Here is a 15,536-nt window from a genome sequence, read left to right on the forward strand (position 1 = left end):
TGCTTGGGTCCGGGTTTCTTTCTCATCTCCACTCCTTGGCGGTTACGATGAGCCAGAAACCCTCTCTTATCAAATCGCCCTAAACTGTCCCATTGGTGCTGACGTCAGACAGAATGTTCTGGTACTGGTCCCGACCTCTTTGGCGCCTTGCAGGACCGCACATAGCAGAGGGCGGTAGACATTTGCGTCATGTTGGGTGGTCGATGGATAGGTTAGAAAAACCGTCCCGCTTTCCTTGTGTGGTAGCGCACCCTGCGCGACGCCTGCTTGGTCAAGCAGCGCCAGAACGTAGTCCAATAGTGTCTGAGGTCCCATGAATGCCTCCTGTCATTGCCATCGTCGATAGCACAGAAGCAACGAACGCCATCACTGAAAAATTCCACTTCTGGAGGATTAAGCAAGAAGCGCGGAGATTCCTGATAGATACATCCCCATTTGATGATTATTGTGTGCTTAGAGTCTTGCGGAGTAATAACATGAAAACCATTCTGATCACCGGGGCTTCATCCGGTATTGGCGCGGCAACCGCCCGACATTTCCAGGCGAACGGTTGGAATGTCGTCGCCACGATGCGCAACCCAGCGGGCAGCACAGATCTTGGGGCTTTGGACAACGTGCATCTGACTCAACTGGATGTGACGGATACGGGCTCAATTGCATCGGCCGTGGGCGCTGGCATCGAACGGTTTGGGCAGATTGATGTTTTGTTGAACAATGCAGGTTATGGCGCCTACGGTGCGTTAGAGGCCTTTTCGATGGATCGCATCCGACGTCAGTTTGACACCAACGTGCTTGGGTTGATGGAAGTGACCAAAGCGGTTCTGCCCCATTTTCGTCAGAGCCGGTCAGGCACGGTCATCAATATCTCGTCCATCGGAGGACAGATTACATTTCCACTTGGGGCGCTCTACCATGGCACCAAGTTCGCAGTTGAGGGGTTATCTGAGGCGTTGCACTACGAATTGGAACCTCTTGGCATTCGGGTCCGAATTGTCCAACCTGGTATGATACGGACCAACTTCGGCGGCAGCTCTTTCGATTTTGCGATGGATGAGAACCTGCCGGATTACGCACCAATGGCCGAAGCCATGGGGCGCCTGTTTGGCAAGCTGGCCGCAAACCCGTCTGAACCAGAAACGGTCGCACAGGTCATTTGGGATGCGGCCAACGAGACCGGAAGCCGCCTGCGTTTTCGCGCAGGGCCTGATGCTGAAGAATTGCTGAACGCGCGCAAACAACAGGATGACGAGACGTTCATTGGTAGCCTTAAGCAAAAGATGGCACCCTGAAGAACCGTTGAGTCATTCATAGAAAAAAGGGATGCTCCATGTACCGCAAAGCAATTGATAAAGGTGGCCTGGCCGTTGTAACCGGGGCTGCAAGCGGTGTCGGCAAGGCCGCGGCCCAACGATTCATTCAAGACGGATTGGGGGTTGTGCTGGTCGATCTGGCGGGTGAGGCCTTGGACAGAGCCGAGGTGGAGCTGCGTGATCAGGCTGGAGCCTCCGCAACTGTTCAGGCGTTTCCGACTGATGTTACCGACGCCACTGCTGTGAATGCTTTGGCGGATCAGATCTTTGCGCTCGGCGAGGTGGCTGTCCTGATGAACAATGCCGGTATCGCGGTGCCGTCCGGCAGCTGGGAAAACGCGAAAAACTGGCGCAAACTGTTAGAGGTCAATCTTTTTGGCGTCATGAATGGCGTGCATTCTTTCCTGCCGCGTATGATTGAGGCGGGGCGCCCCGCTGTGGTGATCAACACCGGGTCAAAACAGGGCATCACCACACCGCCCGGAAACCCCGCTTACAATACCAGCAAAGCCGCCGTGAAGGTCATGACGGAAATGTTAGCGCATGATTTACGGCAGGCCGAGGTGGATATCACCGCCCATCTGTTTGTGCCGGGATTTACCTATACTGGTATGATCGCAAAGTTCATGCCGGAAAAACCTGCTGTCGCTTGGACAAGCGAAGAAGCAATTGACTATATGCTGAAGCGCATGTCGGACGGGGACTTCTATATTCTTTGCCCCGACAATGATGTGTCCGAAGAGCGCGACCGCAAACGGATTGAATGGGCCGTGGGCGATATCATCAACAATCGCCCGGCTCTTTCGCGCTGGCATCCTGACTATGTGGATGCCTTTGCGGCGCATGAGGCTTCGGAATAGCCGGTCCCAAGAGCGGTCAAGCATAGAGCCAGTGAATCAGTGGACCAAACAACGAGGCTTACACCACTTCTAAATTCCTAACGGACGTTTATGCCAAGCGCAGCGTTGGTCGAAATGGGCTCGAAGCTGCCCAATGCGTTTGCGTCGTTCGCCAATGAAGCAGCAAGCTGACAACGGCCATTCAAACCACCAGTAAACTGAGGCGTCAGCGCTGTGCTGATGTCTGGGTTTGGCGGGAGGATTGGAGGGCGCACAATGCCAAGAGTCCAACTTCCCGCTGTCACCCCGAAACGAAGAGCCTGGAACAAGGGCCGGATTATCGGCCAGAAACGACCACTGTTGCCGAAACAGGTCTGGGCGATCCGCGCGCGGCTCGAGCTGGCGGGCAACCTGCGCGATCTTGCGCTGTTCAACGTGGCCATTGATAGCAAGCTTCGCGGATGCGATTTGGTGAAACTGGCCGTCGCCGACCTGGTGAGGGATGATCGCGTTCGCGAACGCGTGTCCGTGATCCAGAGCAAAACCAAGCGGCCTGTTCAGTTTGAACTCTCTGAAAACACGCGGGATACCATTGCCGCATGGATCAAGTCACCGGAGATGCTCGGCTGCCGTTTCATGTTTCTCAGCCGGTTTCACGACCGCCCGCATATCTCAACACGCCAATATGGCCGGCTTGTGCGGGATTGGGTGGCCGCGATTGGGCTGGAGCCCAGCGGATACGGCACCCATTCGCTGCGCCGGACCAAAGCAGCGGAAATCTACCGCAAAACCGGAAATCTTAGGGCGGTTCAACTGTTGCTCGGGCACACAAAGGTTGACAGCACAGTCAGATATCTTGGTGTCGAACTTGAAGATGCGCTGAGTATCGCCGAGCAAATCGACATTTGAACCACCATGGCGGGCGGCTCTTGCCGTTCGCCAATTCAGACCAGACCTACGGTCGCACCGCGGCAGTTGTTCGGTTCGAGCCCAGAGTGCCGGATGCTGCGCAGACGTAATTGCCGGACAACCATTGAAACCCGACGTTAGCGATATTGAGGACGGCCCGGAGCTGCAGTCCATTGGACAACTTCAATGCTGCGTTGCGGTTCGTCAAACCTGCAGTTCGCTGCCAGCGCGAGACAGGGGGAAGGCCAGTCGAACAGTTCGCGGATTTTCCGGGCCTTCAGCCAAACGCCTTACACGCGCGCAAACAGTCCCAGCAGTTTCAAGGTCGCATCGGAGCTTGGCTGAAGCGGCCAATAGTCCAGTTCGGACACCGAAGTTACGAGAGGTTGAGTACACGATACTGAATCTTGGGTGTAGTTTGCTATCTGCCCCCAAGAAATCCAATTCTATATCGCTACACAGTACTCAAACCGACCGCTCAGACCTAGATCCATCTATCTGTTCAATTTCGATCTCGGCCAGCGAAGAAACGACGCAGTCCGCCGCCGTTAGTTCACTCTCGTGATCTTCATGAAGAAGACCTACGCAGTAGAAACCACCATTCTTTGCCGCTTCGACCCCGGAGGAGGAATCCTCGATCACGACACATTCATCCACTTTCAGCCCCATCCCGCTGGCGGCGGTGAGGAATATATCGGGGTTGGGTTTCCCTTTTTCGACATCGTCGCCTCCGATAACAACCGGAAAGGCATCCAACAAACCAGCTTTTTCGAGAACGGCTCGGACATTGGCGCTGCTGGAAGCGGCCGCCAACCCGTAGCCCTCTGACTGGCATTGTCTAACTAGGCGCACAGCAGCATCGAAGACCTGGAACTCGCCTCGCTCGATCATTTCAACATAATAGTCGTTTTTTTTGTCTGCGGCGGTTCTGACTTCATTCTCCGAATGCCGGGTCATGACCGCTCGCGCCCCATCATAACGAGGGCGTCCATCGACAAGCCTCCGGTATTCCGCCCTTCCAAACTCATACCCGTATTCTTCGAACATGCGTTTCCAAGCAGCAAAATGCGCCGGTACGGTGTCGACCAAAACACCATCGAGGTCAAAGATCAGTCCTTTGATCGGCATGCTGAATCTCCTGGTTCGAGCCTGTGCAAGAAACACGTAGCATGTAAGGATTTTTCTTCAATCGGCTGGCATGTGAATGTTTATATGGCATAGTTATTCACGCTGTCAGGATCCTGCTAACGAACAATATTGAACAAATGATCGACGTTAAAAAACTTCCATTTGAAGAACGCGCCCAGTGCGCTGCCTATATGCGCGCAACGCACAACATGTCGCAGGTAGAGATAGGAGCAATTCTTGGTGGCCTGTCTCAACCGCATGTATCGCGGTTACTGAAACACGCTGAACGCCAAAACTACTTGGTCATCGAACAACGCTTCGTCAAAGAACAATTCTCAGACGAGTGGATTGCCCAGATGGACGAAATGCTGGCTCCTTCAGGGCTTAATTCTGATCTGAAACGATATTGCAACAGGAACAAGCTTAGACCGCCTCGGCTTGGGGTGTTTGAAAGCGGCCCGGGGAACACCGAGGCTGCGCTGTCACAGCGACGGGCCAGATTTGGGCGAACGGCATCCGGGCGATTGATGGAACTGATCGAGAAATCGAACGTCGTAGGCGTTGCGTGGGGGCGAACGATTAAATCGCTGGCAGAAGGAATTGCCGCCTCAAGGCAACCCATAGATAAAACGAAAAAGACAGAGTTTGCAGCGGTTTGCGCAGAATTGATGTCGCTGGCTCAGCATGGATACTCTGCCAGCCGGCTTGCCGGAACTTTTGATGAGCTATTTAACGATCAGCCGGAGGATAGCCCTCAGCTCACTGGTTTCCCGGCATACATACCCCGTCACTACGATGAAACCATGCGCCGTTCCATTTGGCAGTACATCTCTGACACCCAAGGATTTCACCGCGTGTTTTCGGGGCCTGACGCGTTGATTGGCAAAATGGATATGCTGATTTCCAGCGTTGGGTCTTCAAGCACTCCGGTTCTGGGCAGTTTTGAAGAGCTGGTTCAGGCAGGCGGTTTAAGGGCTGATGATCTCAGGCAATTGGTCGTCGGAGACCTCGGCGGCATTTTGATCCCGAGAACCGAAATTTCTCAGGCCAAGATGGACCTGATTGACGAACTGAACGGGCTGTGGACCGGGATCAAAACAGAGCATGTCAAGGCCATAGCAGATCGGGCATTTGACGATCCTGACCAAAGTGGGGTTGTGGTCGTCGCGATTCAGAAGGAACGAGGTGATACGGTATTTGAACTGATCACCCGGGGGCTTGTTAACGAATTGCTCATCGATCACGCGGCGGCGGAACAACTGCACACGCGCGTTGCCGAGGCTCTTGCAGACTGACGATAGCACCTCGGCACACCTTGACCATTCCTGCGAGAATAATCTTGGTTGTCACGCTGGCTGCGGCGCAAAGACCACTTCCTCTCCTGCAATTAAGGTAACAGGATGACCCATTACCTCGATCGTTTCTTTTGTGCCGGGCGGAGCGATGAACTTAAACCGGCACTCGTCGTGGGAAATCGCGACCATGACGTCATTCCCTTTCCATTTCAGGTTAAACCGGATTCCGGACCATGCCTCGGGCAGCCAGGGTTTGAACGTCATCTCGCCGTGCTTGACCCGGAACCCGCCAAATCCACAAACAAGCGACTGCCAGGTACCACCGGCCGAAGCGATATGCATACCGTCTTGCGTGTTACCCTGATTGTTGACCAGATCAACAAAGGCAGAGCGTTCGAAATAGCGATGCGCCGAAGAGATGTCGCCGACTTCAATCCCCATGATCGAATGAATGGCGGGGCTAAGTGAAGACTTGTGCATCGTACGTTTCTCGTAAAACGCGTAGTTTGCCGCTTTGACCTCATCCGAGAACTCATCAGGTAAGAGATAGTTCAACATGATCACATCCGGTTGTTTAAGCAGCATTGAACCATTCAGCGAAAAGTGATCATGCCCTTCGGGATAGACCGGCATACGGTTTTTGTCCCATTCCGTGATAGGAATGTCCTGAAGCTGAAAGTACCCTTCAAACTGCTCAATCAGATTACGAGACGGGTCAAAGGGAACGTAGATTTTTTCGGCGGCTTCAACCCACTGCTCTACTTCGTTCGCTGTCAGCCCCAACCGGTTCAGAAGGTCATCGTGGGTTAGAGATGAGGTTTCGCTGAGTTCAGCAAAAACACGTGCGGATTGCTCCAGGTGCCATTTCGCCATTCGGTTGGTGAACGTGTTGTTGTCGACATGTTCGTGGAACTCGTCCGGCCCGATAACATTTGTCAGCTCGTACCGGTCCTTGTCTTTGTTCCATTCCAGCCGACTGATCCAGAACCGGCTGGTTTGATACAAAACCTCGGCACCGAAATCGCGAAGGAAATCTCTGTCTCCGGTCGCCGCAACATAACTGAGGATGCCATATGCCACGCATGCGGTGACGTGAATCTCTTCTTCTCCGGTCCAGATACGGTTCGCACCGTCCGCTGTCCATTTTGGCGTTGTCTCTACTCCGGTATCAGCAGATTCCCACGCGTACTGCGCGCCCTTAAGCCCATTCATTCGGGCGTTCTCAAGTGCGCCGTTCAACGTGTTGAAACGGTATTTCAGAAGGGCTTTGGCGGTCTCCGGCTGCGTGAAAATGTAGAATGGCAGCAGGAATATCTCGGTATCCCAGAAAACGTGACCTTTGTATCCTTCCCCAGACATGGACTTGGCGCCGATGTTCGCGCGCGGGTCGTTTTCGTTTGCGGCAATCAGCAGATGATAGATGTTGAAACGCATTGCACGCGTTGCTTCTAGATCACCCGTCACCACACAATCACAGGCGTCCCATTTTTCGCGCCAGGCTGCGGCGCTTTCGCTCAGACAGGCGGAAAATCCCTTGGCATGCGCGGTCTCAAGGGAGGCTTCGCACTTGGCCGCCAATTCCGCGCCGTTCAGATCTCGCGATGTATAAATCGACACCAGCTTTTCGAAGGTCAGGCTTTGCCCGTTGAGCGCCTCGACAGAAACGGTTTGCGAAACCCGCTCATAATCACGATTTGCGACTTTGAACTCGCTGAAGGCAGGACAATCCAAGGCAGACGCCATGCCAATCGAAATGCCAGTGTCCAGTGTCAGAGTTTCGATATAGGACGCATCGCTGCTTGCATGTGACTGAGTGACCTTCATGTGCCGGCTTTTGGCCCACTTCTCCCATTTAACTTCGGGGTGGAAGACGGGATTTCCCTGATAAGCTGGCAGGCGGTCCAGATTGTATCGATGGGCATCAAGGGCGCTTTCGACAGTGATCTCCGAGGAGTAGTTCTCAGGCGTAACCGTCAGGCGAATGCCACAGATGTGCTGATCGGCAAAACTCGCAAATCGGATGCTGGTGATGCGAGTGCGACGGCCTTTGCTATCTTCAAAAACCGTATCTCGGTGGAGAAATCCGGTCTGCAGATCCAACACGCGCTTGTGTTCGACCACTTTACACGTTTGGACATCCAGAATTTCACCTTCGACACGAACCCGAAGCGGCAGCCAGGTCGGCACATTGACCTGATCGATCACCGTCGAGTCATGGTGATCGTAAACACCAGCCAGATAGGTGCCAGACAGCTCTCCTTTGTGACCCTCTTCCAGCGATCCACGTGTGCCCTGATAGCCGTTGCCGACCGTGAAAATGGTCTCCTTGAAGTTCGCCTCATCCAGGTTGAATTGGGTTTCTTCGATCAGCCAATCGCTGCTGCTCAGCATTGTCTGCATGTCAGGCCTCCGTTCGGGTGATGTTTCGGGCACTTCAGTCGCCGTAGGTTTCGGCAATCTGACGTTCGGTTTCTTCCAGCGATCCGTAGACGTCCAACTCGCTGCTCGAACAGCGTTGCGCCCCGGCACAGTTGCCGAACTGGCAGGCTTTGACGAAATCGCGGGTCTTGAGGTAGCCAAAGGCCAAACCACCGGCAAAGCTGTCGCCGCAGCCGGTGGTGTCGACCACATCCTCGACAAGCACGCGCTTGACCAGATGTTCCCGCATTCGGCCCGTCGCGTCCTTGTGGTAGACGGCACATCCGTGCTGATCCAGCGTAACGTAAAGCGCCTTGACGCCCAGATCCAGGCAGTGCTGCGCAAATTTGGGCAGCTGGTCCATCGTGAGTTCGCTTATGTCCTGCAACTCGTCAGAGCCGTATTCCCCTTTGAACCAACTGCATTGCGCCTCTTCCAAATTCATCTTCAGAAGGTCGATATGCGGAAGCCAGCGATCCCTGTCGATCCAGAATTTGTGATACCGTTCGCCATGCGCCGAACACCCGCTGGTGGGCCCATGGGCATCAAACACAACCAGCCCGTCGCTGTTGGCCTTGATGTACCGGATCGTTTCCAGCGGAACCTCGAAATCGGTGATCGGAACGAAAACGAAGGCCTCGCAATCCATCAGATCCTGGATGTCTTCGGGCAGGATCGGATTCATGAAACCCGTTTGCCTTTCGTTGCGCCGGTTCTGGTCAACATAAACCAGATCGATCACCGCGCCCTGATCAGCATCGCTGGAAACATGGCTGACATCCAGATGCGGAAATTCAGACAGCAAGCTGCGAACATTGTCGACATCTGACTTACGCACATGACTGACGACGTTGATCCGCGATCCCGAACCGGCCAGCGAGGACATACAGACCGCCGTATAAACCGCGCAGCCGAATTTCTTGAATTTCTCACCCTGATAGCTGGTGATGTTGTCCCTTGGGATCGGGCCAAGGACGGCGACATTGATCTTGTCCGACATTTCGGTCCCTTGCTTACATTCGCTGTTTTGCCGACGGGCTTGATGATTATAGCAGCGTTAGTTCTGATAAATTTGCTCGCTGGTATAGAAACCGCCCTGCACCACCGTGTCGTCGATCGTGTCTTTCGTGACCGCAAAGACTGGCGTGATGACGGTCGGGATTTCTGCAAAACCGTTGTCGATCAGCACATGATTACCGATCAGATCAACAATTTCCGTGTTCGGAGACTGGGCGATCTGTACTGCGATATCGGCTGCCTGATAGGCCAGTGGCTTTATCTGTTTCCAGACTTCCAACGCCTGCACATCGTTGGCGACCATTCTGACATTCCTCAGATCGGCATCTGACCCGGCAACGAAGACTTGTTCCGTCGAGGCCAGCTCCTCGTCAGACAAAGCGGCCAACACACCAAAGGCAAGGCCACTGTTGTTGGCGATGAAGGCATCGATGCCGTTGTCATATTCCACCAGAAGGTTCTCGGCAGTATCCCGCGCCATGTCCGGCGACCAGTCCACATGGCTGCGGTCGGCGACAAGCTCCAACCCGGGATGGTCCGCGATGACCTTGAGCACGCCGCTGCTCAGCGCTTCGGCATTCGCATCGCCGGGCTGGCCCCGGATCAGCGCGACACGGCCCTTAACCTCGCCGCGGGTGGCGTTCAGCCAGTCGACCATGGCTTCGGCCTGAAGCTGCCCGACAGCCCAGCTATCCTGCATGACCATGACGTCAAGCGGCCCGTCCTGCAGCATCGAGTCGTATCCGACCACTTTGACGCCTTGATCGTGAGCCAGATCAACAAGGGCACCAGCGGTTGCGGTGTTGACGGGTTGCAGAACCAGAACATCCACTCCCAATTCCAGCATTTCCTCAACCTGCTGCAACTGACGCAAAGGGTCATTGCCGCCGCTGTCGAAGATCACGTCTGCACCTTGGGATTCCGCGCGGGCGATGAACAGAGATTTGTCTGTCTGGTATCTGGCTTCTTGCATTGTCTTGAGCAGGAACCCGATTTTAGCGTTGTCCTGCGCTGCCGCGATCATTGGCAGCGATGCGGATAGAAGGCCGGCCAAACCTAAAGCTCTGAGGCCGTTTGTGCATAAGGTTGCTAAAATGGACTGGACCATCGCTTACCTCCCAACTGTCATTCAAGTTTTCGGGGATTTTGGCTTTGCCCCCGGTGCATGTGACCGGGGGCAGGCCAGCAACATTATTTCTTCTGCATCACATCGAACCAGACGGCGAGGATGATGATCAGGCCCTTGATGATCAACTGATAGAACGTGACCACACCAAGCAGGCTCATGCCATTGTTCAGGACCCCGATCAGCAGGGCACCGATGATGGTTCCACTCACCTTGCCAGAACCGCCCGCCAGACTGGTACCGCCGATAACAACGGCCGCAATCGCGTCAAGCTCGAACATGGTTCCAAGGTTGGGCGAGGCACCGTTCAGACGCGAGGCCAGAATGATACCAGCCAACGCCGACAGAACCGAAATGACCGTATAGACAATCATCTTGGTGCGGACGACGTTGATGCCGGACAGGCGAGCCGCATCCTCGTTTCCGCCAAGCGCATAGAGGCGGCGACCAAAACGGGTACTGTTCAGCGTATAGATCCCGGCAAACGCAATGACTGCAAAGATCGCGACAGGAACGGGGATCCCTTTGTAGCTGGTGAACACGTGGAAGGCCAAAGCAAAGCCACCAATCATCACGGCTCCGTTGACCAGCAACTCTTGCATGTTCACTTCGACGCCATGCGCCTTGCTTTGCTGAACATCCCGGAAGATCGAATAGACAGCAAGTGCAGCACATACGATCAGCACGATACTGGACAACATCGGCGGGATATAGGCACCACCAATCAATGGAAACACATTACTCGTTACCGGTACAGAACTGCCATTGGTCAGGGTCAGTGCCAAACCGCGTGCGATAGTCAGCATTCCAAGGGTTATGATGAATGGGGGTATGTTGAACTTGGCTATCCAGAACCCGTTCCACAGACCTATTCCAACACCCACGATCAAAAGGGTTGCAGGTACCGCCAAAATGGTCGGCACGCCCCATTGCATCATGAGCGTACAAACGACCGCTGATAACCCGACGACAGAGCCAACGGATAGGTCAATACCCGCAATCAGAATGACCATGGTCATGCCTACGGCAATGATCCCGATGATGGTAACCTGACGGGATAGGTTGCTAAGGTTCCTCGCGGTGAAAAATGCGTCGTCGGCAAAGCTGAGCCCAACGACAAGCACGATCAACGCAATTAGCGTCGCGTTGTCCTTTATGAAGTTTATCAGGTGGTTTTCCTTGGCGCCATTGACGCCAACACCTGCAACGTTGCTGTCAGCACTCATTTGCTTCCTCCCTTATGCGCTGCCGGTGGCATACGCCATGATTGCTTCCTTCTTCGCGTCGTCCCGTTCAAAGTTCGACACGATCTCGCCTTCGCACATCACCAGAATCCGATCGCACATGCCCAAAACCTCGGGCAGTTCGGAAGAAATCATGATGACGGTGACACCCTGCTGGACCAGTTCGTTCAGCAGCTTGTAAATTTCGACCTTGGCGCCGATATCGATCCCGCGCGTAGGTTCATCCAGAATGAACACATCTGGGCGCGAGTTCAGCCACTTACCCAGAATGACCTTCTGCTGGTTACCGCCGCTAAGCGTACCGATTACTGTGTCAATCGAAGGTGTTTTGACACCAAGCTGGTCGACATATTCCTTAACGACTTTGCGTTCCTGCTGAGTGTTGATAATGCCCAGAACCTTGGAACTGATCGTCTCAAGTGAGGAAATCGTCGTGTTGAATGAGATGGACTTGTCGAGAAACAAACCCAGCGCCTTACGGTCTTCGGTCAACAACGCGATGCCGGCATCAATGGCGTCTTTCGGCGACTTGATGTCCAGCTTTTGCCCGTTCAGCTTTACCTCACCGGTGGTCTGATCCGGATAGGCACCGAATACACCACCAACCAGTTCGGTTCGGCCCGCGCCCATTAGCCCGGAGATGCCCAATATCTCGCCTTTGCGGGCAACGAAGCTGGCGTTCTTGACCAGATAGCTGCCAGGCAGGTCGGGGTTTGTGACGGACAGATCGTTGACCTCCAAAGTCACCTCACCCGGTGTGAAATCGACCTTGGGAAACATATCCTTGATGTCGCGCCCGACCATTCGGGCGATGATCTGATCCAGCGTGATATCCGCGATAGGCGTGACGTCACCGATCGTCTGGCCATCGCGCAGAACCGCGATCCGGTCGGCGATCTGCTCGATCTCTTCCATTTTGTGCGAAATGTAGCACATGCAGACGCCGTCGGCTTTCAGCTTGCGGATGATACGGAAGAGATCCTTGACCTCCTTATCCGTCAGTGCCGACGTAGGTTCGTCCAGCACCAGTATCTCTGCCTTGAGCGACAGCGCCTTTGCAATTTCGACCATCTGCTGTTTGCCCACGGTGATATTCTGCACCAGATCGGTCGGGCGAATGTCGTTGATGCCCAGTTCGGTCAGCAATTTCTGAGTCTCGGCAAAGGTTTGATTCCAGTTGATTCTGCCCTTGGCATCGGTGAACTGGCGATCCAGAAAGATGTTCTCGGCAACCGAAAGGCCGGGGATCAGGTTGAGTTCCTGATAGATGATGCCAATGCCGGCCGCCTCGGCCTCTTTCGTATTCGCGAATCGGACTCTTTCGCCGCGCAGAAAGATATCGCCTTCGTAGGTCGGATACGGCCACACGCCGCTGAGCACTTTCATCAACGTGGATTTGCCCGCTCCGTTTTCTCCCATCAACGCCAGAAGCTCGCCCGAGCGGGCTTCGAAATTGACATTGTTCAGGGCGCGAACTCCGGGAAAATCCTTGATAATACCCTGCATTTTCAGGACGACTTCAGACATGCTTTTTCCCATCACATTCAGAAAGGTGTTTCGGACATTCCCCACCCTGACCGGCAGTCTCGCCGTGAGGGGTTAAGGAAGGAGGGCACCATGAAGCCGCGCGCGGGGAGTACACGCATAGGGAGCCAAATGGCGAAACGCCCTCCTTCAGGAAACAGTCCTTGGGATCAGTTCCCGTAGACCTCTTCCTTGGAGTAGAAGCCGCCAGCGATGATCGTGTCATCGATGTTGTCCTGTGTCACAAGCGTGATCGGAGTCACGATTGTCGGCACATCGGCGAAACCGTTGTTGATAACCTTGTCCACCTCGACCAAATCGGCGGGCGCGGTGTCCGGATCAGCAGCCAGAGCAACGGCCACTTCTGCCGCGGTTTCAGCCAGAGGATCGATCTGCTTCCAGATTTCAACGGCTTGCTTGCCTTGCGCAACATATTGGATATTGGCCAGGTCGGCATCAGATCCGGCCACAAACACTTTGTCTGATGACGCCAGACCCTGTGCTTCCAATGCCGCGATAACACCACGGGCCATGCCGCTGTTGTTGGCGATAAATGCGTCGATGCCGTTGCTGTTTGAAGTAAGCGTGTTTTCCGCAGTCGCCATTGCCTTCTCGGATGACCAACCTTCATGCGCCTGATTGGTCACCAGTTCCAACCCCGGGTTCGCTTCGACAATCTCCAACACACCGCTGCTCATGGCAATCGCGTTGGAGTCGCCGGGTTGACCTTGAATCAAGGCGATCTTGCCGGACACCTCTCCGTTCTTCTCCTGCAACCATTCGACCATGGCTTCGCCTTGCAGGCGACCCACGGCCCAGCTGTCTTGCATCACCATCGCATCCAGCGGCCCGTCCACAAGCATCGAGTCATACCCGACAACGCGCACACCTTCGCTGTTTGCCATGCTGACCATGCTACCAGCAGTACCGGTATTCACCGGCTGCAACACGATGACATCTGCTCCCTTGGCGAGCATGTTTTCAAACTTAGCCAGCTGGGTCAGCTCGTCATTGTTCGCTGAATCAAAGATAACTTCGGCGCCCAGTTCCTCAGCTTTCGCAGTAAACGCGGCGCGGTCGCGCTTGTAGCGCTCTTCCTGCATGGTTTTCAGCAGAAAGCCAATTTTGACATCGCCTGCAAACGCTGTCCCGGCAGTTAGTGCGACAGCGGCGACAGACAGCAAGGCGGCTCTACGGGTAATGGTCTGCAAAAGGGACATATTTCCTCCAGTGTATGTTCCTTGGCTGCCGGTCCAATTGGGTCGGCAACGCTAAATGCTTCGCAAATTGTGCTGGATATCGGCTAACCGGTAAGAACAAGCATCAATCCCAAAGCGATAACGCTAACATAGCGGTGAAGTTTGAGAGGAGAATTTGTATATTTAGAAAGCATAAATATTCACAATGCCATTGAGACTCCTGCGCCCAAAGGAATTTTACATATTTAACAACACCATAATAGATTGCCACTCACTAATTGAATACATTGAATCGTCTTGGACAGGCCGCGACAGAGCTGTGCCATAAGGGGTCGATTACGGTTGAGTGCTAAATCCCCCTTTAGGCGTTTTTGGGATCGAGTGCGGCTGAGTTCAGAACAGGTCGTTCAAATAATTTCTGACTAGTTGGATACCGACCCTTCGCCATGCAATGCTCGGGCTGAAAAGACGCGCAACCGACCGGACCTTTGCGTATCTACTTCACAGTTTGATGCTTCGACGCGGAGGGATACTTGGTGAAGATCAAAGCTTACCTAGGTTTAGGCAGCCGGTATTCCTATCTGGCATCAACGCAGCTTGACCGAATTGCCCATGAAACAGGTGCTGAGTTCGACTGGATTCCGGTGAACTCTGTTGACTTGATCAAGCGTGCTAGACCTGACGGTTCGCCGTTCGAGAATTCGGTTCTCGCAGGCCAATACGCACCGAAATTCCGTGAACAAGATGCTAAGAGATGGGCATCTCACTATAATGTCGCATATGTCGAACCCCGTATATCCTTATTACCTTCTAATGCTCTGGCCCTTACTTGTTGGTGCCAACCCAATCCAAAAGAGCGCCGTGCGCTGATGGAAAACATCTTCAAGGCTGTGTTCGCAGACGGCAAAGAACTGACTATCGGTGCACTCGAAGCGATTTCAGGTGACTTTGGGGTCACCGCTGATGCGATTTCCGATGCGCTAGACGGTGGTGAAGCAGCCATTCTGCATGAACGCGCCACTAACTCGGCGCTCGATGAAGGCGTATTCGGTGTGCCGACTTTCGTTTGCCACGAAGAATTGTTTTGGGGCAACGACCGTCTGCCGCTATTAGAGAACCATATTCGAACCGCGTCCGAGCGGCTGTAGGCGTTTATTCTCCTCACTCTTTCTCCGCAGGGAGCATGAACGTCGAACGTGGTTGCCAAATGCGGTTTCACTGGTTTTCCGCCTTCATCTTTCGCCAGCGATATTCTCCAGTGAGGATGATGTGGGCCCAGCCAAGAGGCGACATGTGGGCAAGGAGATATTCTGGCGTTTTCAAACCGCGCTTTTTCCGCTGAGAGACCGCCATGCCAAGCTGTTTTGTATTCCAGTAAATTATGATGGCGGTGAGCAGGTTGAGGCCGGCAATCCGTGTCCGTCGTCAGGGATTTTGGGACAGAAGGCGGCCTGAGCTAAGAGAGGATCTGGCGCGTCTGGTTGGATTGATTATGCGGCGGTTTTGCGGTGAAGCAAGCGCCGGGTT

General features: G+C 54.2%; 12 protein-coding genes and 1 pseudogene. 5 read left to right on the forward strand and 8 right to left on the reverse strand.

What is annotated here, in order from left to right:
- Positions 1 to 317 precede the first annotated feature (317 nt).
- From ACR0MO_RS21230 to ACR0MO_RS21240, 3 genes are all read left to right on the forward strand, one after another.
- Positions 318 to 1,289 carry an SDR family oxidoreductase gene (locus tag ACR0MO_RS21230; RefSeq protein WP_480893205.1) on the forward strand — a complete coding sequence of 324 codons (972 nt, stop codon included), beginning with the start codon at positions 318 to 320 and terminating at the stop codon, positions 1,287 to 1,289.
- A gap of 38 nt (positions 1,290 to 1,327) precedes the next feature.
- Positions 1,328 to 2,170 carry an SDR family NAD(P)-dependent oxidoreductase gene (locus ACR0MO_RS21235; RefSeq protein ID WP_480893207.1) on the forward strand — a complete coding sequence of 281 codons (843 nt, stop codon included), beginning with the start codon at positions 1,328 to 1,330 and terminating at the stop codon, positions 2,168 to 2,170.
- A 255-nt stretch (positions 2,171 to 2,425) separates the two neighbouring features.
- Entirely contained in the window at positions 2,426 to 3,058 is a 633-nt protein-coding gene (locus tag ACR0MO_RS21240; RefSeq protein WP_480893209.1) for a tyrosine-type recombinase/integrase, read from the forward strand.
- Positions 3,059 to 3,523: 465 nt separating this feature from the next.
- Here ACR0MO_RS21240 and ACR0MO_RS21245 read toward each other — a convergent pair whose 3' ends face one another.
- Entirely contained in the window at positions 3,524 to 4,186 is a 663-nt protein-coding gene (locus ACR0MO_RS21245) for an HAD family hydrolase (protein WP_480893211.1), read from the reverse strand.
- Positions 4,187 to 4,323: 137 nt separating this feature from the next.
- Here ACR0MO_RS21245 and ACR0MO_RS21250 point away from each other — a divergent pair, with 137 nt between their 5' ends.
- Positions 4,324 to 5,481, forward strand: a complete 1,158-nt coding sequence (locus tag ACR0MO_RS21250) for a sugar-binding transcriptional regulator (protein WP_480893213.1) — start codon at positions 4,324 to 4,326, stop codon at positions 5,479 to 5,481.
- 51 nt (positions 5,482 to 5,532) lie between these two features.
- Here ACR0MO_RS21250 and ACR0MO_RS21255 read toward each other — a convergent pair whose 3' ends face one another.
- The 6 genes from ACR0MO_RS21255 to ACR0MO_RS21280 all read right to left on the reverse strand — a co-directional run bounded on the left by ACR0MO_RS21255 (position 5,533) and on the right by ACR0MO_RS21280 (position 14,030).
- The gene (locus ACR0MO_RS21255) at positions 5,533 to 8,010 is read right to left on the reverse strand and encodes a glycoside hydrolase family 65 protein (RefSeq protein WP_480893215.1); all 2,478 of its coding nucleotides are present in this window, start codon (positions 8,008 to 8,010) and stop codon (positions 5,533 to 5,535) included.
- Positions 7,916 to 8,899 carry a carbohydrate kinase family protein gene (locus tag ACR0MO_RS21260; protein WP_170672809.1) on the reverse strand — a complete coding sequence of 328 codons (984 nt, stop codon included), beginning with the start codon at positions 8,897 to 8,899 and terminating at the stop codon, positions 7,916 to 7,918. Before ACR0MO_RS21260 ends, ACR0MO_RS21255 begins: the two co-directional genes overlap by 95 nt.
- A 57-nt stretch (positions 8,900 to 8,956) precedes the next feature.
- Positions 8,957 to 9,970 carry a substrate-binding domain-containing protein gene (locus tag ACR0MO_RS21265; protein WP_480893217.1) on the reverse strand — a complete coding sequence of 338 codons (1,014 nt, stop codon included), beginning with the start codon at positions 9,968 to 9,970 and terminating at the stop codon, positions 8,957 to 8,959.
- Positions 9,971 to 10,107: 137 nt separating this feature from the next.
- Entirely contained in the window at positions 10,108 to 11,268 is a 1,161-nt protein-coding gene (locus tag ACR0MO_RS21270) for a sugar ABC transporter permease (RefSeq protein ID WP_480476158.1), read from the reverse strand.
- A 12-nt stretch (positions 11,269 to 11,280) separates the two neighbouring features.
- Positions 11,281 to 12,813 (reverse strand): sugar ABC transporter ATP-binding protein, encoded by a 1,533-nt coding sequence (locus tag ACR0MO_RS21275; protein ID WP_480893220.1) that lies wholly within the window; start codon positions 12,811 to 12,813, stop codon positions 11,281 to 11,283.
- 167 nt (positions 12,814 to 12,980) lie between these two features.
- Positions 12,981 to 14,030, reverse strand: a complete 1,050-nt coding sequence (locus ACR0MO_RS21280) for a sugar ABC transporter substrate-binding protein (RefSeq protein ID WP_480893221.1) — start codon at positions 14,028 to 14,030, stop codon at positions 12,981 to 12,983.
- Positions 14,031 to 14,545: 515 nt separating this feature from the next.
- Between ACR0MO_RS21280 and ACR0MO_RS21285 the strand changes: the two genes are divergently transcribed.
- Positions 14,546 to 15,157: a DsbA family protein gene (locus tag ACR0MO_RS21285; protein ID WP_480893223.1), complete on the forward strand. Its 612-nt coding sequence runs from the start codon at positions 14,546 to 14,548 to the stop codon at positions 15,155 to 15,157.
- A gap of 67 nt (positions 15,158 to 15,224) precedes the next feature.
- On the opposite strand, the pseudogene ACR0MO_RS21290 reads toward ACR0MO_RS21285, so the two are convergent.
- Positions 15,225 to 15,425: pseudogene (locus tag ACR0MO_RS21290) on the reverse strand (Tn3 family transposase); the annotation flags it as partial.
- Positions 15,426 to 15,536: the final 111 nt, after the last annotated feature.

The sequence above is a fragment of the Ruegeria sp. K5 genome (genome assembly GCF_056531805.1).